Here is a 26,592-nt window from a genome sequence, read left to right as displayed (position 1 = left end):
ACCGGGCAGATGGCCTCGATGTTCAACCGCGTCCCGCCGCTGCACCTGCTGATCGCGTTCGAGGCAGCGGCGCGCCTGGGCAGCTTCGCGCGCGCGGCCGAAGAGCTGTCGGTCACGCCCAGCGCGGTCTCGCACCGCATCAAGAATCTTGAGGAGCTGTGGGGCGAAGACCTGTTCGTGCGCGCCAACGCGGCGCTGCGGCTGACCGCCGCCGGCACGCGCTACCTGCGCAACGTGCAGGACGCGCTCAAGTCGCTCAACGAACTGGCGCGGCCCGAATACAACAAGCTGCGCACCCGGCTGCGGGTGGCGATCCCGCCCACCTTCGGGCGCCAGCACCTGGTGCCGCGCCTGCCTGAGTTCGGCGCGCTGTATCCGCATATCGACCTCGAGCTGCACCTGGCGATCCCGTTCCTGGACGTCAAGGCCGAGGACACCGATGTCGAGATCCGCTACGGCACCGGCCGCTACCCCGACCTGAAGACCACCCGGCTGCTGGTCGAGCCGGTGTTCCCGGCGTGCGGGCGCGAGTACTACGAGCGCGTCAACGGCCGCGCCATCACCAAGCCCGAGCACCTGCACGGCCTGGTGCTGCTGCGCAGTCCGCTGGAGCCGTGGAAGCCGTGGTTCGAGACTGCCGGGCTGGACTGGGCCGAGCCGCAAACCGGACCGCAGTTCAATGACATCGGCCTGATGCTGGAGGCGATCGCGTCCAACCAGGGCGTGGCGCTGGTGCGCCAGCGCATGGCACGGCACTGGCTGTCGCTGGGGCAGATGGTGCGGCTGCTGGATGTGGAATCGGTCTCGCCGCACGGCTACTACATCGTCGAGCGCGAACAGGCCCCGCTCAAGCCCGAGGCGCGCTATTTCGTCGACTGGCTGCTGAGCCTGGACTGGTAGGAGACCGACCTCATGGAAATCCGCTTGCTGACCCCCGCCGATGCCGCCGCCTTCCAGGCGCTGCGGCTGCGCGGCCTGGCCGAAGCGCCGGAAGCCTTCGCTTCCAGCCTGGAAGAGGAACAGGACCGGCCGCTGGAAGTCGTCGCCGGGCGCCTGGCCGCGACCGAGGGCAAGGCCGTATTCGGCGCCTTTGTCGACGGCAGCGATGGCAGCGCGCTGGCCGGCGTGGTCGGGGTGATGCGCGAGGAAAACGCCAAGCACCGGCACAAGGCCTTTATCTGGGGCATGTACGTGGCCCCGGGCTGGCGCGACCGCAAGCTCGGCCGCGCGTTGATGGAGCGGGCCATGGAACAGGCCGCCGCCATGCCGGGCGTGCGCCAGGTGACACTGTGCGTCAATGCCGGCAGCGCGGGCGCGGTGCGGCTGTATGAGTCGCTCGGCTTCGTGCGCACGGGGCTGGAGCCGGATGCGCTGTACGTCGCGCCGCACTTCCACGACAAGCTCGACATGGTCTGCTTCCTGCCGCAGCCGCCGGCACGCTGAGTCCGGCCGGACCGCCTTCCCTGCACCCGCGCTGCGGTGTACGCTGGACTTGCGCCGCCTGCCAGGAGTGATTTCCCGCGCAGCCATGATGAGCATTTTTGATCGGCCTGCCATGCGGAATTCACGTGTCCCGTGGTGCCCGTGCCAGGTGCCCTGCGCTATAGTCACCCGTCCCCCGCGGCAGGCCCTGCATTGCCGCGACCGGCAGGCCGCGCACCGGCCGCCATCCAGGAGGCCCCACAGGAGTCGTTCATGAATGCCCCGCACGAAGCCCAAACCATCGCCCCCGACGGCGCCCATGCCACGGCCGAAGGCCGCCGCAGCGCGCTGCTGGCCGGCCTGGCGCAGATCCTGCCGGATGCCGCGCTGCTGTGGAAGCCGGAAGACACCGTCCCCTATGAATGCGACGGCCTGGCCGCGTACCGCCAGGTGCCGATGGCCGTGGCCCTGCCCGACACCGAGGAACAGGTCTGCGCGATCCTGCGCCTGTGCCACAAGCTGGGCGTGCCGGTGGTGCCGCGCGGCGCCGGCACCAGCCTGTCGGGCGGCGCCATGCCGATCGCCGAGGGCCTGGTGCTGTCGCTGGCCAAGTTCAAGCGCATCCTGTCGGTCGATCCGTACTCGCGCACCGCGGTGGTCCAGCCGGGCGTGCGCAACCTGGCAATCTCCGACGCCGCCGCACCCCACAACCTGTACTACGCGCCGGACCCGTCCTCGCAGATCGCCTGCACCATCGGCGGCAACGTCAGCGAGAACTCCGGCGGCGTGCACTGCCTGAAGTACGGCCTCACCGTGCACAACGTGCTGCGCGTGCGCGCGGTGACGATGGAGGGCGAGGTGGTGGTGTTCGGCTCCGAGGCCCCCGACTCGCCGGGCCTGGACCTGCTGGCCGTGCTGATCGGCTCCGAAGGCATGCTGGCCGTGGTCACCGAGGTCACGGTGCGCCTGATCCCCAAGCCGCAGCTGGCGCAGGTGATCATGGCCTGCTTCGACGATGTCGAGAAAGGCGGCAATGCGGTGGCGGACGTGATCGCCGCCGGCATCATCCCGGCCGGACTGGAAATGATGGACAAGCCCGCCACCGCCGCGGTCGAGCAGTTCGTGCATGCGGGCTATGACCTGGATGCCGCCGCCATCCTGCTGTGCGAATCCGACGGCACCCCGGAAGAAGTGGCCGAGGAAATCGAACGCATGAGCGCGGTGCTGACGGCATCGGGCTGCACCCGCATCGTGGTCTCGCAGAACGAAGCCGAGCGCCTGCGCTTCTGGAGCGGCCGCAAGAACGCCTTCCCCGCCGCCGGCCGGATCTCGCCGGACTACTACTGCATGGACGGCACCATCCCGCGCAAGCACATCGGCACGCTGCTCAGGCGCATCGAAGCCATGGAGCAAAAGTACGGCCTGCGCTGCATCAACGTGTTCCATGCCGGCGACGGCAACATGCACCCGCTGGTGCTGTTCGATGGCGCGGACCAGGACCAATGGCACCGCGCCGAGCTGTTCGGCGCCGACATCCTGGAAACCTGCGTGGAACTGGGCGGCACCGTCACCGGCGAGCACGGCGTGGGCGTGGAGAAGCTCAACTCGATGTGCGTGCAGTTCTCGCCCGCCGAGCGCGACGCCTTCTTCGGCGTCAAGGCCGCCTTCGACCCGGCGCGGCTGCTCAACCCGGACAAGGCCATCCCCACGCTGGCGCGCTGCGCGGAGTACGGCAAGATGCATGTGAAGCGGGGCCTGCTGCCGCACCCGGAACTGCCGCGCTTCTGAGCCACGCCATGTCCAATCCACGCCGACGCCAGCAGCAGGAAGCGTTCGTCCGCGAGCGCCTGGGCCAGCCCGAGACCGGCTGGCGCCAGCGCTGGTACACCATCATCTTCGAGGCCGATACCCGCGAGGGCCGGCTCTTCGATGTCGCGCTGCTGCTGGCCATCGTCGCCAGCGTGATGGTGGTGATGCTCGACAGCCTGCCCGCGGTGAACAACCGCCTGGGGCTGGCGTTCACCGTGCTGGAATGGATGTTCACGCTGTTCTTCACGGCTGAGTACGTGATGCGCATCCTGGTGGTGCGCCGGCCGTGGCGCTATGTGTTCAGCTTCTACGGCATCATCGACTTCATCTCGATCATGCCGACCTGGCTGGCCTTCTTCCTGCCCGAGCTGCATTTCCTGATCGACGTGCGCCTGCTGCGGCTGCTGCGCGTGTTCCGGATCCTGAAGCTGACCGTGTACTTCGAGGAAGCCGAGATCCTGTACCGCGCGCTGGTCAACAGCCGCCGCAAGATCTTCGTGTTCCTGGGCACGGTGTTCATCATCACGGTGATCCTGGGCACGGTGATGTACGTGGTGGAAGGCCCGCAGCACGGCTTCACCAGCATCCCGGTCAGCATGTACTGGGCGGTGGTGACGCTGACCACCACGGGCTTCGGCGACATGGTGCCCAAGACCCCGCTGGGGCAGTTCATCACCTCGCTGACCATCCTGCTGGGCTACGGCATCATCGCCTTCCCCACCGGCATCGTCGGCGCCGAGCTGGCCGCCAGCATCCTGAAGCGGCCGCTCACCACGCGCACCTGCACCCATTGCCTGACCGAGGGCCACGAACCCGACGCCGGCTACTGCAAGCATTGCGGCAGCCAGCTGCCCGAATACCAGAACGACCGGCCGGAAGTGCCCGGCGGGCCTGCCGGCTCCTGAGCCGGCCTTCCCTACCCCACGACGCATATGCAAGCCACCCTCGACGCCATCCGCGACGCCGTCAGGCAAGCCACCGAGACCCGCACCGCGCTGCGGCTGCACGGCGGCGGCAGCAAGGACTTCTACGGCCAGCCCGCCGCGGGCCAGCTGCTGGACACGCGCGCCTATGCCGGCATCGTCGACTACGACCCGGCCGAACTGGTGATCACCGCGCGCTGCGGCACGCCGCTGGCCGAGATCGAGGCGGCGCTGGCCGAGAAGCGCCAGATGCTGGCCTTCGAGCCGCCCCATTTCGCACTGCCGGGCCAGCCCAGCACCGCGACGCTGGGCGGCGCCGTGGCCGCGGGATTGTCGGGCCCGCGCCGGCAAACGGCGGGCGCGCTGCGCGACTTCATGCTGGGCGCGCAGCTGATGGACGGCCGCGGCGAGGTGATGGACTTCGGCGGCCAGGTGATGAAGAACGTGGCGGGCTATGACGTGTCGCGGCTGCTGGCGGGCTCGCTCGGCACGCTCGGGCTGATCCTGCAAGTGTCGGTCAAGGTGCTGCCGGCACCGTTCGACGAGGCCACCCTGCGCTTCGAGCTGGCGCAGGCCGATGCCATCGAGCACCTGAACCGTTGGGGCGGCCAGCCGCTGCCGCTGGCGTCTTCGGCCTGGCACGCGGGCGTGCTTCACGTGCGCCTGGCCGGCGCCACCGCCGCCGTGCGCGCCGCCTGCGCCAGGCTGGGCGGCGAGCGCGTGGACGCTGCGGAAGCCGCGGCGCTGTGGCAATCGCTGCGCGAGCAGACCCACCCGTTCTTCGCCCCCGCCCAGGCGGGCCGCGCGCTGTGGCGCCTGGCGGTGCCCACCATCGCCGCGCCGCTGGAGCTGCCCGGCCCACAGCTGATCGAATGGGGCGGCGGCCAGCGCTGGTGGCTGCCCGAGGACGGCACTGACAAGACCGATGCCGAAAGCGTGCGCGCCGTGGCGCAGGCCGCCGGCGGCCATGCCACGCTGTTCCGCAACGGCGACAAGTCAGTGGGCGTGTTCACGCCGCTGGCCTCGCCGCTGGCCGCGATCCACCGCCGCCTGAAAGAGACCTTCGACCCGGCCGGCATCTTCAACCCGCAGCGCATGTACCCCGGGCTCTGATCCGGCACGTCCAGGCATCCCCCGGCACAACCTCCCCACACCATGCAAACGAACCTGGCCGATTTTCTTCGCAACACGCCCGAAGGCGAGGAAGCCAAATCCATCGTCGGCAACTGCGTGCATTGCGGCTTCTGCACCGCCACCTGCCCCACCTACCAGTTGCTCGGCGATGAGCTGGACGGCCCGCGCGGGCGCATCTACCTGATGAAGCAGGTGCTGGAAGGCCATGCCATCACCGAAAGCACGCGCCTGCACCTGGACCGCTGCCTGACCTGCCGCAACTGCGAATCGACCTGCCCGTCGGGCGTGCGCTACGGCCGCCTGGTCGATATCGGCCGCAAGCTGGTCGACGACAAGCTCGAGGCCGAAGGCGTGCAGCGCCCCGCCCGCGAGCGCATCGCGCGCTGGGTGCTGCGCGAGGGGCTGACGCGCCCGGCGCTGTTCGGCACGGCGCTGCGCCTGGGCCAGATGGTGCGCCCGCTGCTGCCGGGCACGCTGCGCAACAAGGTGCCGGCGCTGTCCAGCACCACCGCGCCCGGCACGTGGCCGCGCAATGCGCATGCACGCAAGATGTTGTTGCTCGACGGCTGCGTGCAGCCGGCAATGTCGCCCAACATCAATGCCGCAACTGCGCGTGTGTTCGACCGTGTCGGCGTACAACTGCTGGTGGCGCGCGAAGCCGGCTGCTGCGGCGCGATCCGCTTCCACACCGGCGACCACGACGGCGGCCTCGACAATATGCGCCGCAATATCGATGCCTGGTGGCCGCATATCGAGGACGGCGCCGAGGCCATCGTGATGACCGCCTCGGGCTGCGGCGCGATGGTCAAGGACTACGGCCACCTGCTGCGCAACGATCCGAAGTACGCCGAGCGCGCCCGCCGCGTCTCGGCACTGACGCGCGACCTGTCCGAAGTCTTGCCGGACTTTGCCGACGAGCTGCACACCCTGGCCGGCGCGGTCCCGCGCGACAACCGGCGCGTGGCTTACCACCCGCCCTGCACGCTGCAGCACGGCCAGCAGATCCGCGGCAAAGTCGAAGCGCTCTTGACCGGCCTCGGCGTCGAAGTCAAACTCTGCGCTGACAGCCACCTGTGCTGCGGCTCGGCGGGCACTTATTCGGTGTTGCAGCCGGAACTGGCCTACCGCCTGCGCGACGACAAGCTCGCCAAACTGCAGGCCACGCAGCCCGAAGCCATCGTCTCGGCCAATATCGGCTGCATCTCGCACCTGCAGGGCGGCACCGGCACCCCGGTGATGCACTGGATCGAACTGGTCGACAAGATGCTCGGCTAGCGCGGGCGGGCAGCATGGGCGGCAGCGCGCATCCCTTCCGGACGCGCGCCGCGCACCTGCGACCAAACGCCACGCCCCCATGCTCCAGACCTTTGCAATCCTGTTGGTTTTCCAGTCCATCGGTGAGGTGATCAGCTACGCCCTGACCCTGCCGGTGCCCGGCCCCGTGCTGGGCATGATCCTGCTGTTCGGCTGGCTCGTCTTCGACGACCGCCTGCTGCCCATCATCCAGGGCACCACCACTGAGCTGCTCAAGCACCTGTCGCTGCTGTTCGTGCCGGCCGGCGTAGGCATCATGGTCCATGCCAACCGCATCGAGGGCGAATGGATGCCGATCCTGGTGGCGCTGGTAGTGTCCACTTGGCTGGCCATCGCCACCACCGCCGTGGTCACGCGCATGCTGATGCGCAAGCGCTCCGATACGCCGGACACGCCTCCCGCCGATGCGAAAGGAGAGCAGGCATGATCACGCCCCGCCTCAACGAGATCTGGGTCTACCTGGCCGCGAGCCCGCTGGTCGGGCTGACCGCCACGCTGCTGGCCTACGTCTTTGCCTTCCGCATCTATGAGCGTTCGCGCTTCTCGCCGCTGGCCAACCCGGTGATGATCGCGGTGGCGCTGCTGGTCACGGTGCTGACCGTCACCGGCACGCCCTACAAGACCTACTTCGACGGCGCGCAGTTCGTGCACTTCCTGCTGGGGCCGGCCACGGTGGCACTGGCGGTGCCGCTGTACCTGCAGCTGCCCAAGCTGCGCACCCATGTGTTCCCGCTGCTGGCAGGACTGGTGGCGGGCTCGGTGGTGGCGGTGGTGTCGGCGGTGGGAATTGCCTGGCTGCTGGGCGCATCGCCCGAGACCGTGCGCTCGCTCGCGCCCAAGTCGGTGACGATCCCGATCGCCATGGGCGTGGCCGAGAAGATCGGCGGGCTGCCCTCGCTGACGGCGGTGCTGGTGATGGCAACCGGCATCATCGGCGCGGTCAGCGCCACCAGCGTGCTGAACCTGCTGCGCATCCGCGACTACAGCGTGCGCGGCTTCGCCACCGGCGTGGCGGCCCACGGCATCGGCACCGCGCGCGCCTTCCAGGTCAACCAGGAAGCCGGCGCCTTTGCCGCGCTGGGCATGGGCCTGAACGGCGTGCTGACGGCGATCATGGTGCCGGTGATGGCGGCGTGGATGCCACACTGACACGCTCCTGACAGCACGCTGTCAGCAGCCCCCGCGCATGATGCGAACTCCCCACTCCCCTTCACCTGGAACCAAGGAGTCTGTCATGAGCAACCGTCTGATTAACTGGCTGGAAATCCCCGTCGTCGACATGAGCCGCGCGGTCGGCTTCTACGAGCAGGTGTTCAATATCCAGTTGCGCCGCGAGACCATGAGCCAGGTCGACATGGCGGTGTTCCCCCACCCCGACCCGGGCGGCGCGCTGGTCGCCGGCGAGGGCTATCGCCCCAGCAACTACTACGGCGCGGTGCCGTACCTGCATGCGCCGGAACTGGATGTGCTGCTGGAGCGCGCCGCGCGCGCCGGCGGCAAGACCGTGTTCGGGCCGCTGCGCCTGCCGGGCGAGATCGGCCGCATCGCCCATATCACCGACAGCGAAGGCAACCGCATCGGGCTGCACGAGCCCGTGGCCGGTTGACCCCGATGGCAAGCCGCCCCCGATGAGCCGCCGCGCCGACCGCCTGTTCCAGATCGTGCAGGTGCTGCGCGGCCGCCGCCTGACCACGGCGGCGCTGCTGGCGCAGCGGCTCGGGGTGTCGGAACGCACCGTCTACCGTGATATCCAGGCGCTGTCGCTGTCAGGCGTGCCGGTCGAGGGCGAGGCCGGCATCGGCTACCGGCTGCGCGCCGACTTCGATGTCCCGCCGCTGATGTTCACCGCCATGGAAGTCGAAGCGCTGGTCGCCGGCCTGCGCCTCCTGAAAGCCTGGGGCGGCGGCGCGCTGGCCGCCGCGGCCGATCCCGCGCTGGAAAAACTGATGGCCGCGCTGCCGCCGCCGCGCCGGCTGGCGGCGCAGCAAAGCCGCGTGTTCGCGCCGGAATACGTCAACCAGGCGCATGTGCGCGAGGCCTTCGACGTGGTGCACGGCGCGCTGGGCGAACAGAAATTGCTGCTGCTCGACTATTGCGACGTGCAGCAGCGCATCACCGAACGCGTGGTGATGCCGCTGGGCCTGTTCTTCTGGGGCAATGCCTGGTTGCTGGCGACGTGGTGCACCACGCGCTCGGACTATCGCAGCTTCCGGCTGGACCGCTGCCGCGCCATCCGCATGCTGGACGACCATTTCCACGAAACGCCCGACCGCTCGCTCAACGGTTTCCTGCGCGCGGTGCGCGCCAGCGGCACCTAGTACTGTTCAGGCGGCCGGGTCGGACAGCAGCATCTCGATATCGGCGCGCAGCTCGTCGGGCTTGGTGGTCGGCGCATAGCGCTTGAACACCGTGCCGTCGCGGCGCAGCAGGAACTTGGTGAAATTCCATTTGATGCCCTGGGTACCGAGCACGCCACGCTTTTCCGTGGTCAGCCACTGGTACAGCGGATGGGCGTCGGCACCGTTCACGTCGATCTTGGCGAACATCGGGAAGCGCACCGCAAAGCGCGTTTCGCAGAACTGGCCGATCTGCTGCGCATCGCCCGGCTCCTGCTTGCCGAACTGGTTGCACGGGAAGCCCAGCACCTCCAGGCCGCGCTCGTGGTATTCGTCGTAGAGCTTCTGCAGGCCCTCGTACTGCGGCGTGAACCCGCATTCGCTGGCGGTGTTGACGACCAGCATCACCTTGCCCTGGAACTGCGACAGCGGTACCGGCTGGCCGGCCAGCGAGTTGGCTTCGAACTGGTAGACATTGCTCATGGCAGACTCCTGGGGCCGGAACTGGCCCTTGCGTGGCCCAAGCATAACGCCATGCGCATCGCCGTGCACGAATCAGATGACATTGAGATGCTCGGTGCCGGCACCCAGGTCGGTGTCCTTGGCGCTCGCGCTGTGCAGCTTGATCATCAGGCGCAGGTCGTTAAGCGAGTCGGCGTTGCGCAGCGCGTCCTCGTAGGTGATCTTGCCTTCCTCGTACAGGTCGAACAGCGCCTGGTCGAACGAGACCATGCCCTGCTCACGCGACTTCTTGATGACTTCCTTGAGCTCGTGGATCTCGCCCTTGAAGATCAGGTCGGCCACCAGCGGCGTGCCGATCATGATCTCCACCGCCGGCACCCGCCCCTTTTTGCCGGCGCGCGGCAGCAGGCGCTGCGAGATCATCGCCTTCAGGTTCAGCGACAGGTCGATCAGCAGCTGCTGGCGTTTTTCCTCGGGGAAGAAGTTGACCACGCGGTCGATCGCCTGGTTGGCATTGTTGGCGTGCAGCGTGGCCAGGCACAGGTGGCCGGTCTCGGCGTACTGCATCGCGTACTCCATGGTCTCGCGGTCGCGGATTTCGCCGATCAGGATCACGTCGGGCGCCTGGCGCAGCGTGTTTTTCAGCGCCACGTGCCAGGACTCGGTATCGATGCCGACCTCGCGCTGCGTGACGATGCAGTTCTGGTGCGCATGCACGTACTCGATCGGATCCTCGATGGTGATGATATGGCCGTACGAATGCGCGTTGCGGTGATCCAGCATTGCCGCCAGCGTGGTCGACTTGCCCGAGCCGGTGGCGCCGGTCACGATCACCAGCCCGCGCTTGGCCATCACCACCTCATGCAGCGTCGCCGGCAGGTCCAGGTCGGCCACCGAGGGAATGCGCGTATTGATGGTGCGCACCACCATGCCGGCCTTGCCCTGCTGGATAAAGGCCGACACGCGGAAGCGCCCGGCCTTGGGCGCGGTGATCGCGAAATTGCATTCGCGGCTGGTGTCGAAGTCCTGCACCTGGCGCTCGTTCATCACCGAGCGCACCAGGCCCAGCGCCTGGGTCGGGTTCAGCGGCTGCTGCGACACCGGCTTGATCTTGCCGTCGACCTTGATCGCCGGCGGGAAGTCAGAGGTGATGAACAGGTCCGAGCCGCGGTTGCTGACCATCAGCTCCAGCAGGTCGTTGATGTACTTGGCGGCGGATTCGCGATCGAGCATGGCGGTGTCCTGCTGGGGAGCGGGCCTCAGCCCATGAACGCGTCGGGGTTCTTGGCGATGGCGCGCGCGTCGTTGTAGCTGATGACGCTGCGCTTGATCAGGTCAGACAGGCACTGGTCCAGCGTCTGCATGCCCAGCCCGCTGCTGGTCTGCATCATCGAGTACATCTGCGCGATCTTGTTCTCGCGGATCAGGTGGCGGATCGCGGGCGTGGCGATCATGATCTCGTGCGCGGCGGTGCGGCCATTGCCGTCGCGCGTCTTCAGCAGCGTCTGCGAGATCACCGCCTCCAGCGATTCCGACAGCATGGTGCGCACCATGTCCTTCTCTTCGGGCGGGAACACATCGACCACGCGGTCGATGGTCTTGGCTGCTGAGCTGGTGTGCAGCGTGCCGAAGACCAGGTGGCCGGTCTCGGCCGCGGTCAGCGCCAGGCGGATGGTTTCCAGGTCGCGCAGCTCACCCACCAGGATCACGTCCGGGTCTTCACGCAGTGCCGAGCGCAACGCGTTGGCAAACGAATGCGTGTGCGGCCCCAGCTCGCGCTGGTTGATCAGGCTCTTCTTGGAGCTGTGCACGAATTCGATCGGGTCCTCCACCGTGAGGATGTGGCCCATGTCGCTTTCGTTGCGATGGTCGACCATCGCCGCCAGCGTGGTGGACTTGCCCGAGCCGGTCGGGCCCGTCACCAGCACCAGCCCGCGCGGCTTCATGCACAGGTCGGCAAACACCGCGGGCGCGCGCAGCTCTTCGAGCGTGAGCACCTTGGAGGGAATGGTACGGAACACCGCGGCGGCGCCGCGCTGGGTGTTATAGGCATTGACCCGGAAGCGGGACAGGCCGGCGATCTCGAACGAGAAATCGATTTCGAGGCGTTCTTCGTAGGCCTTGCGCTGGGTATCGCTCATGATGTCGTACACCATGGCGTGGACATCCTTGTGCGTCATCGAGGCGATGTTGATCCGGCGCATGTCGCCGTGGATCCGCACCATCGGCGGCATGTCCGCGGAGAGATGAAGATCAGACGCCTTGTTCTTGACAGCGAAAGCCAATAGCTGCGCGATGTCCATCTATAATGACCCCACCCTAGTTATCAGTACTTTGCGTACTTTCTTTTGTATGTTCGCCGGATTATGTCTGTAATTGCCGCCAACTTGCAAGCCGTTCACCAGCGCATCGCGGCGGCCGCACAACAAGCCGGCAGACAGCCCGCGGACATCGCCCTGCTGGCGGTTTCCAAGACCGCTCCCCCCGACCGCATAAGGGCCGCATACGCCGCCGGACAGGTCGCTTTCGGCGAAAACTACGTCCAGGAAGGCGTCGACAAGATCGCCGCGCTGGCCGACCTGCGCCACCGCCTGCAATGGCATTTCATCGGCCCGCTGCAGAGCAACAAGACCCGCCTGGTGGCGGAGCATTTCGACTGGGTGCACGCCGTCGACCGGCTCAGGATCGCCGAGCGGCTGTCGGCCCAGCGCCCGGCCGGCATGGCGGCGCTGCAGGTCTGCATCCAGGTCAATATCAGCGGCGAAGCCAGCAAGAGCGGCGTCGCCCCGGCAGAGGTACCCGCACTGGCACATGCCGTCGCCGCGCTGCCCGGCCTGCGCCTGCGCGGGCTGATGGCCATCCCGGAGCCCGAGCACGAACCCGCCGCGCAGCGCCGCCCATTCGCGGCCATGCGCGCCATGCTGCAGGCGCTGCGCGCCGACGGCCTGGACCTCGACACGCTGTCGATGGGCATGTCGGGCGACATGGAAGCCGCCATCGCCGAGGGCGCCACGCTGGTGCGGATCGGCACCGCCATTTTCGGAGCGCGCCAGTACCCGTAGCCCGGCGCGCCCAGTCCATTCCCTCCAAGCCCCCAACGGATCCCCATGCTCGATACCCTTACCTTTGGCTTTCTCGGCGGCGGCAACATGGCCACCGCACTGATCGGCGGCCTGATCGCCCGCGGCGTGCCGGCCGGCTCGATCCGCGTGGTCGACCCCTTCCCCGAGGCCCAGCAACGCCTGGCGCGCGACCTCGGCGTGCACGCCGCCGGCGCGCCGGACGCCGCCTTCGGCGCCAGCGACGTGCTGGTGCTGGCGGTCAAGCCGCAGCAGTTCCGCGACGCCGCGGCGCAGCTGCTCCCAATCCTGCCGGCCAGCGGCAAGGGCAACCTGGTGATCAGCGTGGCCGCCGGCATCCGGCTGCAGGACATGGAGCGCTGGCTGGACGGGCGCACACGGCTGGTGCGGGCGATGCCGAATACGCCGGCGCTGGCGGGCATGGGCATGACCGGGCTGGCCGCGCCGGCCGGGCTGTCGGCCGAAGACCGCGCGATCGCCAGCGCGGTGGCTGAGGCCGTCGGCAAGTGCGTGTGGGTGGATGGGGATGACCAGATCGATGCGGTCACCGCCATTTCCGGCAGTGGGCCGGCCTATGTCTTCTACTTTATCGAGGCGATGGAACGCGCCGCCACCGAGCTGGGCCTGACGGCGGAGCAAGGCCGCGAACTGGCGGTCGAGACCTTCCGTGGCGCTGCTACCCTGGCCGGGCAGTCTTCCGAGCCGGTGTCGACGCTGCGTGAGCGCGTGACGTCCAAGGGCGGCACGACCTACGCGGCGCTGACGGCGATGGAAGCTTCGGGCATTGGTGATGCCTTCGTGCGCGCGATGCATGCTGCCGCGGCGCGGGGCAAGGAGATGGGGGCGGAGTTCGGGAAGGATTGAGGGGCGGGCAGACCACAGGCGCTCTGACCTGGCCGCCGCCCTTTGTGAACGCTCCCCTCCCGCAAGCGGGAGAGGGGGGCAAACCGGTAGCGGACCGTTAGCAATCGCGTAAATCAGCGAATCGCATAAGCCACCGCCGTCCCCGCAAACACACAGGCCCCCAGCCAGTTGTTATGCCGGAACGCCGCGAAACACCGCATCCGGTCCCGATCGCGAATCAGCGTGTAGTGATACCCGGCGCAACCGGCAGCCGCCGCCAGCCCCACCCAGTAAGGCCACCCCAGCCCCAGCAGCACCCCCGCCCACGCCATCAGCGCCAGGAACGCGGCATAGCAGAGCATGATCGCCGCCACGTCGAAGCGGCCAAAGGTAATGGCCGAAGTCTTCATGCCGATCAGGAGGTCGTCGTCACGATCGACCATCGCATAAGCCGTGTCATACGCCACCGCCCAGAACACATTGGCCAGCAGCATCAGCCACGCCACCGGCGGCACCTGGTCCTGGATCGCGGCAAACGCCATCGGGATACCAAAGCCAAACGCAATGCCGAGATAAGCCTGCGGAATCGCAAAGAAGCGCTTGAAGAACGGGTAAGTGCCCGCCACCACCGCCGCCACCACTGCCAGCCATTTGGTCAGCGCATTGAGCGGCAACACCAGCGCAAAAGCCACCAGCGCCAGCACGGCGGCGACGGCCAGCGCTTCCCACGCGGCGATCTTGCCCGCGGTCAGCGGCCGCTCCCTGGTGCGCTTGACGTGCTTGTCGAAGTCGCGGTCGGCCCAGTCGTTGATGGCGCAGCCAGCCGAGCGCATCAGGAAGGTGCCCGCCACGAAGATCCAGAACAGCCCCCACGCCGGCGGCCCGCCCGCGGCCATCCACATGGCCCACAGCGTCGGCCACAGCAGCAGCAGCGTGCCGATCGGCTTGTCGATGCGCACCAGGCGCGCGTAGAGGGAAAGGCGTTCAAGCATGGGCGTGGGGGGCAACGGCGAGAGGGTCTGCACTGCGCGGATCCGGGAAGGAGGATTCAATGAAAACGCGCCGCAGCCCGGACGGTTGCGACGCGCAGTGCCGGCCGCCACTGAAGGGCAGCCGGAGGTGGCCAGCTGGCCTCAGGCCAGCATCGCGCGCAGCATCCACGCGGTCTTTTCATGCGTCTGCATGCGCTGGGTCAGCAGGTCGGCCGACGGTTCGTCGCCGGCGGCGTCGATCACCGGGAACAGCGAGCGCGCGGTGCGCACCACGGCTTCCTGGCCTTCGACCAGCTTGCGGATCATTTCGGTGGCCTCGGGCACGCCCTCTTCCTCCGCGATCGACGACAGGCGGGCGTACTCCTTGTAGGTGCCCGGTGCCGGGTAGCCCAGTGCGCGGATACGCTCGGCGATCGAGTCCACGGCGAGCGCCAGTTCGGTGTACTGGGTCTCGAACATCAGATGCAGCGTATTGAACATGGGACCCGTCACGTTCCAGTGGAAATTATGGGTCTTGAGGTAGAGGGTGTAGGTGTCCGCCAGCAGCTTGGACAGGCCTTCCGCGATCTTCTTGCGGTCCTTGTCGGAAATACCGATATTCACGCTCATCTCATTCTTCTTTGCCATGGTAAATACGCTCCGTTCTGGTAAAGCCACGAGGGGCGCCGCCGGGCTTGCCATGTTTTGGGGCTGGGCGGCGCAGTACCCGCATTATTGCACTAGCCGGCAATCCCGGCCAAACCCCGGGCCACCTCGCTGAACATCACGGCTGCGCCGAGCACGATCACGGCAGCGCCGATTTCCTTGCGCCACAGCTTGTGGCGCAGCCGCGCGGCATCGGCGCGCCCGGGCTGGTCGTGCCCGTCATGCCACAGCTGCCGCCACTCTTCGATAAACAACCGGATCATCGCCATCATCGTTCTCCGCGACGCGGCATCCCGCCACGGGCGCCGCGCAAGGCTGCCGCTTACTTCAGGTTGAGCGCGCGCTTCACGCCCTCGCCGTAGGCCGGGTCGGCCTTGGCGAAGTGCTCCAGCTGCACGCGCACGATCGCCTCAGGCACGCCCTGCATCGCTGCCGCGATATTGGCGAACAGGCGCTGGCGCTGGCCTTCGTCGAACAGGCGGAACAGCGCGCCGGGCTGGCTGTAGTAGTCCGGGTCGACGCGGTGGTCCCAGTGGTCGGCGGCGCCATCCAGTGCCAGCGGCGGCTCGATCGCGCGCTCGCTGGCGGCGTAGGCGCCTTCGCGGTTGGGCTCGTAGTTGAGCTTGCCGCCCTGGTTGCCGTCCACGCGCATCGCGCCGTCACGGTGGAAGCTGTTGTGGAACGGGCATCTCGGCGCATTCACCGGGATCTGGTTGTGGTTGATCCCCAGGCGGTAGCGCTGCGTGTCCCCGTACGAGAACAGCCGCCCCTGCAGCATCTTGTCGGGCGAGAAGCCGATGCCCGGCACGATATTGGCCGGATTCATCGCCACCTGCTCGACCTCGGCAAAGTAGTTGTCCGGGTTGCGGTTGAGCTCGAGCACGCCCACGTCGATCAGCGGGTAGTCCTTGTGCGGCCAGACCTTGGTCAGGTCGAACGGATTGATGTGGTACCTGGCCGCATCGGCCTCCGGCATGACCTGCACGCGCAGGTTCCAGCGCGGGAAATTGCCTTGCTCGATGTTCTCGAACAGGTCGCGCTGCGCGCTTTCGCGGTCCGTTGCCACGACCTTGGCCGCTTCTTCATTGGTCCAGTTGGCGATGCCCTGCTGCGACTTGAAGTGGAACTTGACCCAGAAGCGCTCGTTGTTCGCGTTGATGAACGAGTACGTGTGCGAGCCGAAGCCGTGGATCTGGCGGTAGTTCTGCGGCAGGCCGCGGTCGCTCATCAGGATGGTGACCTGGTGCAGCGATTCCGGATGGCGCGACCAGAAGTCCCACACCGCGATCGGGTCGCGCAGGTTGGTGCGCGGATTGCGTTTCTGCGTGTGGATAAAGTCCGGGAACTTGAGCGGGTCGCGCACGAAGAACACCGGGGTGTTGTTGCCGACCACGTCCCAGTTGCCTTCATCGGTGTAGAACTTGATCGAGAAGCCGCGCACGTCGCGCTCGGCATCGGCCGCGCCGCGTTCGCCGGCCACGGTCGAGAAGCGGATGAACAGCGGCGTTTCCTTGCCGACCTGGGCAAAGACCGAAGCCTTGGTGTACCTGGTGATGTCGTGGGTGATCTTGAGCGTGCCATAGGCGCCCGAACCCTTGGCATGCACGCGCCGCTCGGGGATGACCTCGCGGTCGAAGTGGGCCAGCTTTTCGAGGAACCAGACATCCTGCAGCAGCATCGGGCCGCGCGGACCGGCCGTCTGCGAGTTCTGGTTGTCGGCGACGGGTGCGCCGGCGGCAGTGGTAAGGGTGTCCTTCTTGCTCATCTTTTCCTCTTTGTGGGTGGGCTGAAAGGGAACGCCGCATCAGAGCGCGGCGGCATAGCAGGCAAGGCAATCGAGCAGGCAGCGCCCCATGCGGAGGGGAAACGGGCGCCCGTTGATTGTTGCTGGAGAGAACTGGGCGCTGGTGCTCATCATTGGTTCCTGTCTCAGGTCGATGCCATCTGCATCGACAGGAGTCAGCCTACCAACGATCTATCGAATTGAGAATTCAATTATTTATACCTATGTATTAGGTCAAATCTATCTGGGATTCCTGCAACTTATCGCAGCGGAAGGTGACCGCCCGAAGACAGGTCCGTGAAATACCCCGTTGCGGGGCCGGAAATGACAACGGCCGCAGCGGAATCTCCGGTGCGGCCGAGGGAAATGCCTGTACTGCGGGGGCAGGAAGATCAGGCCGCTTCGGCCAGCTCCTTGGCGTCCAGCTTGCGCACGCCGGCCAGCTCGCACGCGGCCACGGCGTTGGCCAGCGCTTCCATCGCCGGCAGCCGGGTGAAGCTCTTGCGCCAGGCCAGCACCACGCGCCGGTCGGGCACCGGATCGGCAAACGGCACATAGGACAGCATGTCGCCCTTGGCCTTCAGGTCGGGCACCGAGGTGCGCGGCAGCACGGTGATGCCGACCCCGCTGGCCACCATATGGCGGATGGTTTCCAGCGATGAGCCCTCGAAGGTCTTCTGGATGCCGTCGGCCGCCTGCGAGAAGCGCGACAGTTCCGGGCACACGCCCAGCACATGGTCGCGGAAGCAGTGGCCGCTGCCCAGCAGCAGCATGGTCTGCTGCTTCAGTTCATCGGGGTCGATGGAGCGCGCTTGCGCCAGCTGATGGCCGCGCGGCACGGCGACGACAAAGGGCTCGTCATAGAGCGGGCGCACCGTCAGGCCCGAATCCGCGAACGGCTCGGCCATCACCGCGCAGTCGATCTCACCCTGCTTGAGCAGCTCGATCAGCTTGTGGGTGTAGTTCTCCTGCAGCATCAGCGGCATCTGCGGCACGGTCTCGATCATCTGCTTGACCAGCGACGGCAGCAGGTACGGACCGATGGTGTAGATCACGCCCACCCGCAACGGACCCGCAAGCGGGTCCTTGCCCTGCTTGGCGATCTCGCGGATGGCCATGGTCTGTTCAAGCACGCGCTGGGCCTGCGCCACGATCTGCTCGCCGACCGACGTCACCGACACCTCGGAGGTGCCGCGCTCGAAAATCTGCACGTTGAGTTCGTCTTCCAGCTTCTTGATCGCGACCGACAGCGTCGGCTGCGACACAAAGCAGGCTTCGGCGGCCCGGCCGAAATGGCGCTCGCGCGCCACGGCGACGATGTACTTGAGTTCGGTGAGCGTCATGACTTATCAGTTTCCGGTAGGCGATAGATTTTACCTTCGATTGCCGCTTCTGTCAGAGCGCCAGCCCGAATTGTCCGCAGCGAACCGGCAGGTGCGCTGGATGGCGCACATCCGTCGAAAAACCAGCCCGCACTCAAGCCTTGAGGTAGTGCTCGCGCCCGCCCAGCCAGCGCGAAAGGTGCGCTTCCACCGCTTCCGGGTAGCGCGCCAGCATCAGTTCGGCCGCCTCCTGCGCGTATTCCACCAGCCACGCGTCGGTCTGCAGGTCGGCAAAGCGCAACATCGCTTCGCCGGACTGGCGCGCGCCCAGGAACTCGCCCGGGCCGCGGATTTCCAGGTCGCGCCGGGCGATCTCGAAGCCGTCGGTGGTCTCGCGCATGGTCGCCAGGCGCTCGCGCGCGGTCGGCGACAGCGGCGCCTGGTACATCAGCAGGCAGACCGATTCGGCGCTGCCCCGCCCCACCCGCCCGCGCAGCTGGTGCAGCTGCGCCAGGCCGAAGCGCTCGGCATGCTCGATCACCATCAGCGAGGCATTGGGCACGTCCACGCCCACCTCGATCACGGTGGTGGCCACCAGCACCTGCATGCGGTTGGCGCTGAAGTCGTCCATCACCGCGGCCTTCTCGGCCGGCGGCAGGCGCCCGTGCACCAGGCCCACACGCAGGTCGGGCAGCGCGGCCACCAGCGTTTCATAGGTCTCGACCGCGGTCTGCAGCTGCAGCGCCTCGCTTTCCTCGATCAGCGGACAGACCCAGTAGACCTGGCGCCCCTCGGCGGCGGCATGGTGCACGCGCGCGATCACCTCGTCGCGGCGCGCATCGTTGACCAGGCGCGTGACGATGGGGGTGCGCCCGGGCGGCAGCTCGTCGATCACCGAGACATCGAGGTCGGCGTAATACGTCATGGCCAGCGTGCGCGGGATCGGCGTGGCCGACATCATCAGTTGGTGCGGCACGGTCTCGGCCGCGGTTGCCGCTGAATCGGGGGCGTCGGCGGCACCGGCCTTGCCGCGCAGCGCCAGCCGCTGCGCCACGCCGAAGCGGTGCTGCTCGTCGACCACCGACAGCCCCAGCCTGGCAAAGCGCACGGTGTCCTGGATCAGCGCGTGGGTGCCGATCACCAGCTGCGCCTCGCCCGATTCCACGCGCGCCACGGCCTCGCGCTTGTCGCGCGCCTTCTGGCTGCCGGCCAGCCACGCCACCGGCACGCCCAGCGGCTCCAGCCATGCGGACAGCTTGCGGTAGTGCTGCTCGGCCAGGATTTCGGTGGGCGCCATCAGCGCGGCCTGGTAGCCGGCATCGATCGCCTGGCAGGCTGCCAGCGCGGCGACGATGGTCTTGCCGCTGCCCGCGTCGCCCTGCAGCAGCCGGTGCATCGGGTGCGGGCGCGTCATGTCGGCGGCGATTTCTTCGACCACGCGCTGCTGCGCCCCGGTCAGCCGGAACGGCAACGCGGCCAGGAAGCGCGTCAGCAGGCCGCCCTCGCGGCGCGGCATGGTCGGCGCGGTCTTTTCGCGGCGCGCCGCGTGCGCGCGCCGCAGCGAGATCTGCTGCGCCAGCAGCTCATCGAACTTGATGCGCTGCCAGGCCGGATGCGAGCGGTCGGCCAGCGCGGCCTCGCTCTCCTGCGGCGGCGGCGCGTGCAGCAACCGCAGGCAGTCAGCCAGCGGGCGCAGGTGCAGGCGTGCCAGCGGCCCCTCCAGCACAGCCCGCGGCAGCGTCTCGGGCATGGGCGTGCGCGACAGCGTGCCGCCGATGGCCTTGCGCAGATAGGCCTGCGGGATGCCGGCGGTGGACGGATACACCGGCGTCAGGCGGTCAGGCAGCGCTTCGCCGGGCACCACCGGACGCACCGTGGGGTGGACCATCTCGGCGCCGAAGAAGCCGCCGCGCACCTCGCCGCGCACGCGCAGGCGCACGCCTTCGGCCATCTGCTTGGTCTGGCTGCCGTAGAAGTTCAGGAAGCGCAGCGTCAGCTCGCCGCTGTCGTCGGCGATCTTGACCACCAGCTGGCGGCGCGGCCGGAACGTGACTTCGTTGGAGATGACCTCGCCCTCCACCTGCGCCGGCAGCCCGAGCCCGGCGCGGTGGATGGCCTCGGCGATCGGCGCCAGCGTGGTCTCGTCCTCATAGCGCATCGGCAGGTGCAGCACCAGGTCGACGGGACGGCGCAGGCCGAGCTTGGCCAGGCGCGCGGCCGCGGAGGACGTGCCGGAGGCGGCGGCCTTGCCCCTGGCTTCGCCGGCCTTGCCGCGCGCGGGCGCCGCCGTTTCCTTGGCGGCGTCGGCGGGGTCGTGGATCGGTTCAGCGGCGGTTCCGGGCATCGGCGAAAAAGTTGGCAGCGGTCGCTCTCGTGCTGCGGGGTTGGCTGGCGCGGCGCCGGCGAATAGCCGGTATCACGCCCGGCCCGGCGGCAAGCGCGCCCGTGGCCTTACAATATCGGATTCGCCGATTGTACCCATGCCGGCTGCCACCACGGGCAGCGGAGTGCCGTTTTGTGCCCCGCTCCGGCCTGCATGGGATCGCGCAGCCCGCCGCTCCCACGATGTTGACGCTTTCCGATTTCGATTTCCCGCTGCCGCCAGAACTGATTGCCCAGAGCGCGCTGCCCGACCGCAGCGCGAGCCGGCTGCTGGTGGTCGAACGGCTGGCCCCGGCCGACACCGCCGACGCGGTGCGCATGGTCGACCGCGCCTTCAGCGAGATCATCGACTACCTGCGTCCCGACGACCTGCTGGTCTTCAACGACACCCGCGTGATCAAGGCGCGCTTCTTCGGCCACAAGCCCAGCGGCGGCAAGATCGAGGTGCTGGTCGAGCGCGTGGTCGACAGCCACACCGTGCTGGCCCAGGTGCGCGCCTCCAAGACCCCGGCCGAGGGCAGCACGCTGCACCTGGCCGACGATGCCTTCGCCGTCACCGTTGGCCCGCGCGTGGACCAGTTCTTCACGCTGCGCTTCCCCGAGCCGGCGCTGGACCTGATCGAGCGCTACGGCCGCCTGCCGCTGCCGCCGTATATCACGCACGACCCGGACGCCTACGACGAGACCCGCTACCAGACCGTCTACGCGCGCAGTCCCGGCGCGGTGGCCGCGCCCACCGCGGGCCTGCATTTCGACGATGCGCTGTTCGCGCGGCTCGATGCCGCCGGCGTGCGGCGCGCCTTCCTGACGCTGCACGTGGGCGCCGGCACCTTCCAGCCGGTGCGCACCGAGAACCTGGCCGAGCACAAGATGCACTCGGAGTGGTACGCCGTCTCCGCAGACCTGGCCCAGGCCGTGCGCGACACCCGCGCGCGCGGCGGCCGCGTGATCGCGGTCGGCACCACCTCGCTGCGCGCGCTGGAATCGGCCGCGCAGGCCGACGGCACGCTCGCCGCCGGCAGTGGCGACACCGATATCTTCATCACGCCCGGCTACCATTTCCGGCTGGTCGATGCCCTGATCACCAACTTCCACCTGCCCAAGTCGACGCTGCTGATGCTGGTGTCGGCACTGGCCGGCGTGGAAGCCATCCGCGCCGCCTACCGCCATGCGGTCGAGCAGCGCTACCGTTTCTTCAGCTACGGCGACGCCATGCTGCTGACCCGCCAGCCCGGCGCCTGAATCCAGAATCACAAGCCATGCTCAACTTCGAACTCATCACCACCGACGGCAACGCCCGCCGCGGCCGCGTCACGCTGAACCACGGTGTGGTCGAGACGCCGATCTTCATGCCGGTCGGCACCTACGGCTCGGTCAAGGCGATGTCGCCGCTGGAACTGAACGAGATTGGCGCGCACATCATCCTGGGCAATACCTTCCACCTGTGGCTGCGCCCCGGGCTGGACGTGGTCAACGCCCACGAGGGCCTGCACAAGTTTATCGGCTGGGACAAGCCGATCCTGACCGATTCCGGTGGCTTCCAGGTGTTTTCGCTCGGCGATCTGCGCAAGATCACCGAAGATGGCGTCACGTTTGCATCTCCGGTCAATGGCGACAAGCTTTTCCTGTCGCCCGAGATCTCGATGCAGATCCAGCGCACGCTGAACTCCGACATCGTGATGCAGTTCGATGAGTGCACGCCGTACGAGATCGACGGCCGCGCCGCCACGCACGAGGAAGCGGCCAAGTCGATGCGCATGAGCCTGCGCTGGGCCAAGCGCTCGCGCGACGAGTTCGAGCGCCTGGCCAACCCCAACGCGCTGTTCGGCATCGTCCAGGGCGGCATGTACGAAGACCTGCGCGACGAATCGCTGGCGGGCCTGTCCGAGCTGGACTTCCACGGCTTTGCCATCGGCGGGCTGTCGGTGGGCGAGCCCAAGGAAGACATGATGCGCGTGCTCGAGCACGTCGCGCCGCGCCTGCCGGCCGACAAGCCGCACTACCTGATGGGAGTGGGCACGCCCGAGGACCTGGTCGCCGGCGTCGCCGCCGGGGTGGACATGTTCGACTGCGTGATGCCCACCCGCAACGCGCGCAACGGCTGGCTCTTCACCCGCTTCGGCGACGTCAAGATCAAGAACGCGGCGCACCGCAACGATCCGCGTCCGCTCGATGAAAGCTGCGCCTGCTACACCTGCCGCAACTTCTCGCGCGCCTACCTGCACCACCTGCACCGCGTAGGCGAGATCCTGGGCGCGCGCCTCAATACCATCCACAACCTGCACTACTACCTGCAGCTGATGCGCGAGATGCGCGAAGCCATCGAGCATCACCGCTTTGCCGACTTCCGCCGCCAGTTCGCCGCCGACCGCGCCCGCGGCACGCAGTGACAACGCCGGCTGGCGCGAACTTTTGCGCTGCCGGCGGTCGAATAGCCGGGTCATCCGGGGGCGAGCCGCGATCCGGAGCGCCCGGCCTTGCCGACCCCTGCCGCAAGTTGTCCCGGGCGCACCCGAACAAACCCGTATTCCGCCCTAGAATGCCAAGGGTGGGCGGAATGCGAATGGTAGAATGATCGATTATTTGACTAATTTTGTGACGGAGAATCAACGTGCTGATTTCTAACGCATTTGCCCAGACCACCGGTACCGGCGGCGCGGCTGGCGGCCTGATGAGCTTCCTGCCCATCATCCTGATGTTTGGCGTGCTGTGGTTCATCATGATCCGCCCGCAGATGAAGCGTCAGAAGGAAGCCAAGGCAATGCTCGAAGCGCTGGCCAAGAACGACGAAGTCGTGACCGCCGGCGGCATCCTGGGCAAGGTAACCAAGGTCACCGACCAGTACGTCAGCCTGGAAATCGCCGAAGGCACGGAAATCACCGTGCAGAAGAACGCCGTGACGACGGTGCTGCCGAAGGGCTCGCTGAAGGCGCTCTGATCCACCGATCGCGCGCGCGACTCCCGCCTTTGTCTTTTCCGGCATGCCCGTTCGCGCATGCCCCGGCAGCCGCCTGATCCAGCCCGACGAAGCCCCGGTGGCTTCGATCCGTGGTTGCCAGGCGGCTGTTTGCCAAACCGGTTCGGCCCCGCCGACGTGGTGCGCCACGCCAGCGCCGGCCCCGCCAACCGCTGAATGACTGGCCAGAGATGAATCGTTATCCGCTTTGGAAATACCTCGTGATCCTGGTGGCCCTGGCCATCGGCATCATCTATACCTTGCCGAATTTCTTCGGCGAGGCGCCTGCGGTGCAGGTGTCCTCGGGCAAGGCCACGGTCAAGGTCGACCTGTCGATGCAGAAGCAGGTCGAAGAGATCCTGGCACAGAACCAGCTGCAGCCCGACGGCGTCTTCTTTGATATTTCCGGCCAGTCTGGCTCGGTCAAGGCGCGCTTCCGCACCACCGACGAGCAGCTCAAGGCCAAGGACATCCTGTCGCGCACGCTCAACCCCGACGCGGCCGACCCCACCTATGTGGTCGCGCTGAACCTGCTGTCGGGCTCGCCGCGCTGGCTGACCGCCATGCACGCGCTGCCGATGTACCTGGGCCTGGACCTGCGCGGCGGCGTGCACTTCCTGCTGCAGGTCGACATGAAGGGCGCGGTCGACAAGAAGCTCGACAGCCTTGGCGGCGACGCGCGCACCCTGCTGCGCGACAAGAGCATCCGCCACGGCGGCATCGACCGCGACGGCGAGCGCCTGACGGTGCGCTTCAACAACGCCGACGACGCCAACCGCGCGCGTCCGCTGCTGGCCGACAACCTGCGCGAAGTCGCCTTCGCCATGGACGGCAACAATATCGTCGGCACCTTCACCGAAGCCGCCCGCAAGGCCGTGCAGGATGCCGCGGTCAAGCAGAACATCACCACGCTGCACAACCGCGTCAACGAGCTTGGCGTGGCCGAGCCGGTGATCCAGCAGCAAGGCGCCGACCGCATCGTGGTGCAGCTGCCCGGCGTGCAGGACACCGCCAAGGCCAAGGACATCATCGGCCGCACCGCCACGCTGGAAGCCCGCCTGGTCGACAACGACGCGCCGCGCAGCCCGCGCCCGGGCGACCCGATCCCGTTCGGCAGCGAGCTCTTCACGCAAGGCAACGGCGCCCCGGTGGTGCTGAAGAAGCAGGTCATCTTCACCGGCGACCGCATTGAAAGCGCCTCGGCCGGCTTCGACCAGAACCAGCAGCCTTCGGTCAACATCAAGCTCGACGCCCAGGGCGGCCGCGTGCTGCGCGACGTCTCGCGCGAGAACCTGAAGAAGCCGATGGCGATCGTGCTGTTCGAAAAGGGCAAGGGCGAAGTGCTGACGGTGGCGACGATCCAGTCCGAATTGGGCTCCAGCTTCCAGATCACTGGCTCCTACTCCACCGAAGCCGCCAACGACCTGGCGCTGCTGCTGCGCGCCGGCTCGCTGGCCGCGCCGATGGAAATCATCGAAGAGCGCACCATCGGCCCGTCGCTGGGCGCGGACAACATCCAGAAGGGTTTTGACTCGGTCGCTTACGGCTTTGCCGCCATCGGCGTGTTCATGATCCTGTACTACATGCTGTTCGGCGTGTTCTCGGTGGTGGCGCTGGGCGTGAACCTGCTGCTGCTGGTGGCGGTGCTGTCGATGCTGCAGGCCACGCTGACGCTGCCGGGCATTGCCGCCATCGCGCTGGTGCTGGGCATGGCCATCGACGCCAACGTGCTGATCAACGAGCGCATCCGCGAGGAACTGCGCGCGGGCGCGTCGCCGCAGATGGCGATCGCGGTCGGCTTCGACCGCGCCTGGGCCACCATCCTGGACTCCAACGTGACCACGCTGATCGCCGGCCTGGCACTGCTGGCCTTTGGTTCGGGCCCGGTGCGCGGCTTTGCCGTGGTGCACTGCCTGGGCATCCTGACCTCGATGTTCTCGGCGGTGTTCTTCAACCGCGGCCTGGTCAACCTCTGGTACGGCCGCAAGAAGAAGCTGCAGAGCGTGGCCATCGGCCAGATCTGGAAGCCGGGCAACACCACCGACACGCCGGTCGCCAAGTAAGGCGAGCAGCAACAACTAGCAGTACAGAACAGGATTCAACATGGAATTCTTCCGCATCCGGCGCGACATTCCGTTCATGAAGCACGCGTTGGTCTTCAACGTGATTTCCTTCCTGACGTTTGCCGCAGCCGTGTTCTTCCTCTGGCACAAGGGCCTGCACCTGTCGATCGAATTCACCGGCGGCACGGTGATGGAAGTCAGCTACCAGCAGGCCGCTGACCTGGAAAAGATCCGCGGCCAGGTGGGCAAGCTGGGCTATACCGACGTGCAGGTGCAGAACTTCGGCACCTCGCGCGACGTGATGATCCGCCTGCCGCTGCAGAAGGGCGCGGACGGCAAGCCCGTCACCTCGGCCCAGCAGAGCGAGCAGGTGATGGCCTCGCTGCAGGCGGCCTCGCCTGACGTGAAGCTGCAACGGGTGGAGTTCGTCGGCCCGCAGGTGGGCAAGGAACTGGCCACCGACGGCCTGCTGGCGCTGCTGTGCGTGGTGGCCGGCATCGTGATCTACCTGTCGTTCCGCTTCGAATGGAAGTTCGCGGTGGCGGGCATCATCGCCAATCTGCACGACGTGGTCATCATCCTGGGCTTCTTCGCCTACTTCCAGTGGGAATTCTCGCTGTCGGTGCTGGCGGCGATCCTGGCGGTGCTGGGCTATTCGGTCAACGAATCGGTGGTGATCTTCGACCGGATCCGCGAGAACTTCCGCAAGTTCCGCAAGATGACCACGCACGAGATCATCGACAACGCGATCACCAGCACCATCTCGCGCACCATCATCACCCACGGCTCGACCCAGATGATGGTGCTGTCGATGTTCTTCTTCGGCGGCCCCACGCTGCACTACTTTGCCCTGGCACTGACGGTCGGCATCTTGTTCGGCATCTACTCGTCGGTGTTCGTGGCCGCGGCGCTGGCGATGTGGCTGGGCGTCAAGCGCGAGGACCTGGTCAAGGGCGAGAAGAAGTCCGACTCGACCGACCGCAACGACCCCAACTACGGCGCGCAGGCCTGACCCTGCCCTGCCGGCAAAACAGAACGGCGCCCCGCGGTGAACTGCACCCCAAAAGTTGGACGTTGATCCAATCTTTGGGGTGTTTTTCATGACGAAGTACGACGAGGCATTCAA

General features: G+C 67.4%; 26 protein-coding genes. 17 read left to right on the top strand and 9 right to left on the bottom strand.

Translation table 11 applies throughout. The annotated features are described in order from the left end of the window. The first annotated feature begins 9 nt into the window (after positions 1-9). The 10 genes from AC3WVS_RS17105 (at position 10) to AC3WVS_RS17060 (ending at position 8,920) form a co-directional block, all read left to right on the top strand. A complete protein-coding gene (locus tag AC3WVS_RS17105) occupies positions 10-900 on the top strand; it encodes a LysR substrate-binding domain-containing protein (RefSeq protein WP_114133744.1) in 891 nt (296 codons plus the stop codon). Positions 901-912: 12 nt separating this feature from the next. Next, on the top strand, positions 913-1,443 hold the full coding sequence (locus AC3WVS_RS17100; RefSeq protein ID WP_492319629.1) for a GNAT family N-acetyltransferase: 531 nt from the start codon (positions 913-915) through the stop codon (positions 1,441-1,443). Between the two features lie 252 nt (positions 1,444-1,695). Next, a complete protein-coding gene (locus tag AC3WVS_RS17095; RefSeq protein ID WP_010815040.1) occupies positions 1,696-3,210 on the top strand; it encodes an FAD-linked oxidase C-terminal domain-containing protein in 1,515 nt (504 codons plus the stop codon). 8 nt (positions 3,211-3,218) lie between these two features. Beyond that, positions 3,219-4,136 carry an ion transporter gene (locus tag AC3WVS_RS17090; RefSeq protein ID WP_492319628.1) on the top strand — a complete coding sequence of 306 codons (918 nt, stop codon included), beginning with the start codon at positions 3,219-3,221 and terminating at the stop codon, positions 4,134-4,136. A 27-nt stretch (positions 4,137-4,163) separates the two neighbouring features. After that, positions 4,164-5,267: a glycolate oxidase subunit GlcE gene (gene glcE / locus AC3WVS_RS17085; RefSeq protein WP_492319627.1), complete on the top strand. Its 1,104-nt coding sequence runs from the start codon at positions 4,164-4,166 to the stop codon at positions 5,265-5,267. 42 nt (positions 5,268-5,309) lie between these two features. Next, positions 5,310-6,563: a glycolate oxidase subunit GlcF gene (glcF, locus tag AC3WVS_RS17080; RefSeq protein ID WP_492319626.1), complete on the top strand. Its 1,254-nt coding sequence runs from the start codon at positions 5,310-5,312 to the stop codon at positions 6,561-6,563. 79 nt (positions 6,564-6,642) lie between these two features. Then, a complete protein-coding gene (locus tag AC3WVS_RS17075) occupies positions 6,643-7,029 on the top strand; it encodes a CidA/LrgA family protein (RefSeq protein ID WP_492319625.1) in 387 nt (128 codons plus the stop codon). Next, entirely contained in the window at positions 7,026-7,751 is a 726-nt protein-coding gene (locus AC3WVS_RS17070; protein WP_492319624.1) for an LrgB family protein, read from the top strand. Before AC3WVS_RS17075 ends, AC3WVS_RS17070 begins: the two co-directional genes overlap by 4 nt. A gap of 85 nt (positions 7,752-7,836) precedes the next feature. Beyond that, positions 7,837-8,208 (top strand): VOC family protein, encoded by a 372-nt coding sequence (locus AC3WVS_RS17065; protein ID WP_492319623.1) that lies wholly within the window; start codon positions 7,837-7,839, stop codon positions 8,206-8,208. Positions 8,209-8,230: 22 nt separating this feature from the next. Beyond that, entirely contained in the window at positions 8,231-8,920 is a 690-nt protein-coding gene (locus AC3WVS_RS17060; protein WP_010815047.1) for a helix-turn-helix transcriptional regulator, read from the top strand. A 6-nt stretch (positions 8,921-8,926) separates the two neighbouring features. Here AC3WVS_RS17060 and AC3WVS_RS17055 read toward each other — a convergent pair whose 3' ends face one another. The 3 genes from AC3WVS_RS17055 to AC3WVS_RS17045 all read right to left on the bottom strand — a co-directional run bounded on the left by AC3WVS_RS17055 (position 8,927) and on the right by AC3WVS_RS17045 (position 11,703). Beyond that, on the bottom strand, positions 8,927-9,421 hold the full coding sequence (locus AC3WVS_RS17055) for a glutathione peroxidase (protein ID WP_010815048.1): 495 nt from the start codon (positions 9,419-9,421) through the stop codon (positions 8,927-8,929). A 72-nt stretch (positions 9,422-9,493) separates the two neighbouring features. Continuing rightward, complete coding sequence (locus tag AC3WVS_RS17050; RefSeq protein ID WP_010815049.1) at positions 9,494-10,633, bottom strand: PilT/PilU family type 4a pilus ATPase; 1,140 nt, start codon at positions 10,631-10,633, stop codon at positions 9,494-9,496. 26 nt (positions 10,634-10,659) lie between these two features. Further along, positions 10,660-11,703 carry a type IV pilus twitching motility protein PilT gene (locus AC3WVS_RS17045; RefSeq protein ID WP_010815050.1) on the bottom strand — a complete coding sequence of 348 codons (1,044 nt, stop codon included), beginning with the start codon at positions 11,701-11,703 and terminating at the stop codon, positions 10,660-10,662. 63 nt (positions 11,704-11,766) lie between these two features. Between AC3WVS_RS17045 and AC3WVS_RS17040 the strand changes: the two genes are divergently transcribed. Together AC3WVS_RS17040 and proC are read left to right on the top strand one after the other, a co-directional pair. Continuing rightward, positions 11,767-12,462 (top strand): YggS family pyridoxal phosphate-dependent enzyme, encoded by a 696-nt coding sequence (locus AC3WVS_RS17040; RefSeq protein ID WP_492319622.1) that lies wholly within the window; start codon positions 11,767-11,769, stop codon positions 12,460-12,462. A 45-nt stretch (positions 12,463-12,507) separates the two neighbouring features. Further along, positions 12,508-13,344 carry a pyrroline-5-carboxylate reductase gene (gene proC / locus AC3WVS_RS17035; RefSeq protein WP_492319621.1) on the top strand — a complete coding sequence of 279 codons (837 nt, stop codon included), beginning with the start codon at positions 12,508-12,510 and terminating at the stop codon, positions 13,342-13,344. Positions 13,345-13,457: 113 nt separating this feature from the next. Here proC and ubiA read toward each other — a convergent pair whose 3' ends face one another. From ubiA to recG, 6 genes are all read right to left on the bottom strand, one after another. Next, positions 13,458-14,315 (bottom strand): 4-hydroxybenzoate octaprenyltransferase, encoded by an 858-nt coding sequence (gene ubiA, locus AC3WVS_RS17030; protein WP_010815053.1) that lies wholly within the window; start codon positions 14,313-14,315, stop codon positions 13,458-13,460. A 141-nt stretch (positions 14,316-14,456) separates the two neighbouring features. Further along, positions 14,457-14,942 carry a Dps family protein gene (locus AC3WVS_RS17025; RefSeq protein ID WP_010815054.1) on the bottom strand — a complete coding sequence of 162 codons (486 nt, stop codon included), beginning with the start codon at positions 14,940-14,942 and terminating at the stop codon, positions 14,457-14,459. Positions 14,943-15,034: 92 nt separating this feature from the next. Continuing rightward, the gene (locus AC3WVS_RS17020; protein ID WP_492319620.1) at positions 15,035-15,232 is read right to left on the bottom strand and encodes a hypothetical protein; all 198 of its coding nucleotides are present in this window, start codon (positions 15,230-15,232) and stop codon (positions 15,035-15,037) included. A 50-nt stretch (positions 15,233-15,282) separates the two neighbouring features. After that, positions 15,283-16,725, bottom strand: a complete 1,443-nt coding sequence (locus AC3WVS_RS17015) for a catalase (RefSeq protein ID WP_492319619.1) — start codon at positions 16,723-16,725, stop codon at positions 15,283-15,285. Between the two features lie 410 nt (positions 16,726-17,135). Further along, the gene (locus AC3WVS_RS17010; RefSeq protein ID WP_010815057.1) at positions 17,136-18,086 is read right to left on the bottom strand and encodes a LysR substrate-binding domain-containing protein; all 951 of its coding nucleotides are present in this window, start codon (positions 18,084-18,086) and stop codon (positions 17,136-17,138) included. Positions 18,087-18,219: 133 nt separating this feature from the next. Then, the gene (recG, locus tag AC3WVS_RS17005; protein ID WP_492319618.1) at positions 18,220-20,409 is read right to left on the bottom strand and encodes an ATP-dependent DNA helicase RecG; all 2,190 of its coding nucleotides are present in this window, start codon (positions 20,407-20,409) and stop codon (positions 18,220-18,222) included. A gap of 221 nt (positions 20,410-20,630) precedes the next feature. Between recG and queA the strand changes: the two genes are divergently transcribed. From queA to secF, 5 genes are all read left to right on the top strand, one after another. Continuing rightward, positions 20,631-21,689 (top strand): tRNA preQ1(34) S-adenosylmethionine ribosyltransferase-isomerase QueA, encoded by a 1,059-nt coding sequence (queA, locus tag AC3WVS_RS17000; protein ID WP_492319617.1) that lies wholly within the window; start codon positions 20,631-20,633, stop codon positions 21,687-21,689. Positions 21,690-21,706: 17 nt separating this feature from the next. Beyond that, positions 21,707-22,837, top strand: a complete 1,131-nt coding sequence (gene tgt, locus AC3WVS_RS16995) for a tRNA guanosine(34) transglycosylase Tgt (RefSeq protein WP_492319616.1) — start codon at positions 21,707-21,709, stop codon at positions 22,835-22,837. A 221-nt stretch (positions 22,838-23,058) separates the two neighbouring features. After that, a complete protein-coding gene (yajC, locus tag AC3WVS_RS16990) occupies positions 23,059-23,385 on the top strand; it encodes a preprotein translocase subunit YajC (RefSeq protein ID WP_010815061.1) in 327 nt (108 codons plus the stop codon). A gap of 209 nt (positions 23,386-23,594) precedes the next feature. Next, a complete protein-coding gene (secD, locus tag AC3WVS_RS16985) occupies positions 23,595-25,466 on the top strand; it encodes a protein translocase subunit SecD (RefSeq protein WP_492319615.1) in 1,872 nt (623 codons plus the stop codon). A gap of 40 nt (positions 25,467-25,506) precedes the next feature. Beyond that, a complete protein-coding gene (secF, locus tag AC3WVS_RS16980) occupies positions 25,507-26,478 on the top strand; it encodes a protein translocase subunit SecF (protein ID WP_492319614.1) in 972 nt (323 codons plus the stop codon). Positions 26,479-26,592 lie beyond the last annotated feature (114 nt).

Source organism: Cupriavidus sp. CPT47-8839-RL05A (genome assembly GCF_058792255.1).
This window is presented reverse-complemented; position numbering and strand designations above follow the sequence as displayed.

Bases quoted from the DNA above. Each gene is read 5' to 3' on its own strand.
- AC3WVS_RS17105 (WP_114133744.1), top strand. From the start codon at position 10: ATGGCCTCGATGTTCAACCGCGTCCCGCCGCTGCACCTGCTGATCGCG.
- AC3WVS_RS17100 (WP_492319629.1), top strand. From the start codon at position 913: ATGGAAATCCGCTTGCTGACCCCCGCCGATGCCGCCGCCTTCCAGGCG.
- AC3WVS_RS17095 (WP_010815040.1), top strand. From the start codon at position 1,696: ATGAATGCCCCGCACGAAGCCCAAACCATCGCCCCCGACGGCGCCCAT.
- AC3WVS_RS17090 (WP_492319628.1), top strand. From the start codon at position 3,219: ATGTCCAATCCACGCCGACGCCAGCAGCAGGAAGCGTTCGTCCGCGAG.
- glcE (WP_492319627.1), top strand. From the start codon at position 4,164: ATGCAAGCCACCCTCGACGCCATCCGCGACGCCGTCAGGCAAGCCACC.
- glcF (WP_492319626.1), top strand. From the start codon at position 5,310: ATGCAAACGAACCTGGCCGATTTTCTTCGCAACACGCCCGAAGGCGAG.
- AC3WVS_RS17075 (WP_492319625.1), top strand. From the start codon at position 6,643: ATGCTCCAGACCTTTGCAATCCTGTTGGTTTTCCAGTCCATCGGTGAG.
- AC3WVS_RS17070 (WP_492319624.1), top strand. From the start codon at position 7,026: ATGATCACGCCCCGCCTCAACGAGATCTGGGTCTACCTGGCCGCGAGC.
- AC3WVS_RS17065 (WP_492319623.1), top strand. From the start codon at position 7,837: ATGAGCAACCGTCTGATTAACTGGCTGGAAATCCCCGTCGTCGACATG.
- AC3WVS_RS17060 (WP_010815047.1), top strand. From the start codon at position 8,231: ATGAGCCGCCGCGCCGACCGCCTGTTCCAGATCGTGCAGGTGCTGCGC.
- AC3WVS_RS17055 (WP_010815048.1), bottom strand. From the start codon at position 9,421: ATGAGCAATGTCTACCAGTTCGAAGCCAACTCGCTGGCCGGCCAGCCG.
- AC3WVS_RS17050 (WP_010815049.1), bottom strand. From the start codon at position 10,633: ATGCTCGATCGCGAATCCGCCGCCAAGTACATCAACGACCTGCTGGAG.
- AC3WVS_RS17045 (WP_010815050.1), bottom strand. From the start codon at position 11,703: ATGGACATCGCGCAGCTATTGGCTTTCGCTGTCAAGAACAAGGCGTCT.
- AC3WVS_RS17040 (WP_492319622.1), top strand. From the start codon at position 11,767: ATGTCTGTAATTGCCGCCAACTTGCAAGCCGTTCACCAGCGCATCGCG.
- proC (WP_492319621.1), top strand. From the start codon at position 12,508: ATGCTCGATACCCTTACCTTTGGCTTTCTCGGCGGCGGCAACATGGCC.
- ubiA (WP_010815053.1), bottom strand. From the start codon at position 14,315: ATGCTTGAACGCCTTTCCCTCTACGCGCGCCTGGTGCGCATCGACAAG.
- AC3WVS_RS17025 (WP_010815054.1), bottom strand. From the start codon at position 14,942: ATGGCAAAGAAGAATGAGATGAGCGTGAATATCGGTATTTCCGACAAG.
- AC3WVS_RS17020 (WP_492319620.1), bottom strand. From the start codon at position 15,232: ATGATGGCGATGATCCGGTTGTTTATCGAAGAGTGGCGGCAGCTGTGG.
- AC3WVS_RS17015 (WP_492319619.1), bottom strand. From the start codon at position 16,725: ATGAGCAAGAAGGACACCCTTACCACTGCCGCCGGCGCACCCGTCGCC.
- AC3WVS_RS17010 (WP_010815057.1), bottom strand. From the start codon at position 18,086: ATGACGCTCACCGAACTCAAGTACATCGTCGCCGTGGCGCGCGAGCGC.
- recG (WP_492319618.1), bottom strand. From the start codon at position 20,409: ATGCCCGGAACCGCCGCTGAACCGATCCACGACCCCGCCGACGCCGCC.
- queA (WP_492319617.1), top strand. From the start codon at position 20,631: ATGTTGACGCTTTCCGATTTCGATTTCCCGCTGCCGCCAGAACTGATT.
- tgt (WP_492319616.1), top strand. From the start codon at position 21,707: ATGCTCAACTTCGAACTCATCACCACCGACGGCAACGCCCGCCGCGGC.
- secD (WP_492319615.1), top strand. From the start codon at position 23,595: ATGAATCGTTATCCGCTTTGGAAATACCTCGTGATCCTGGTGGCCCTG.
- secF (WP_492319614.1), top strand. From the start codon at position 25,507: ATGGAATTCTTCCGCATCCGGCGCGACATTCCGTTCATGAAGCACGCG.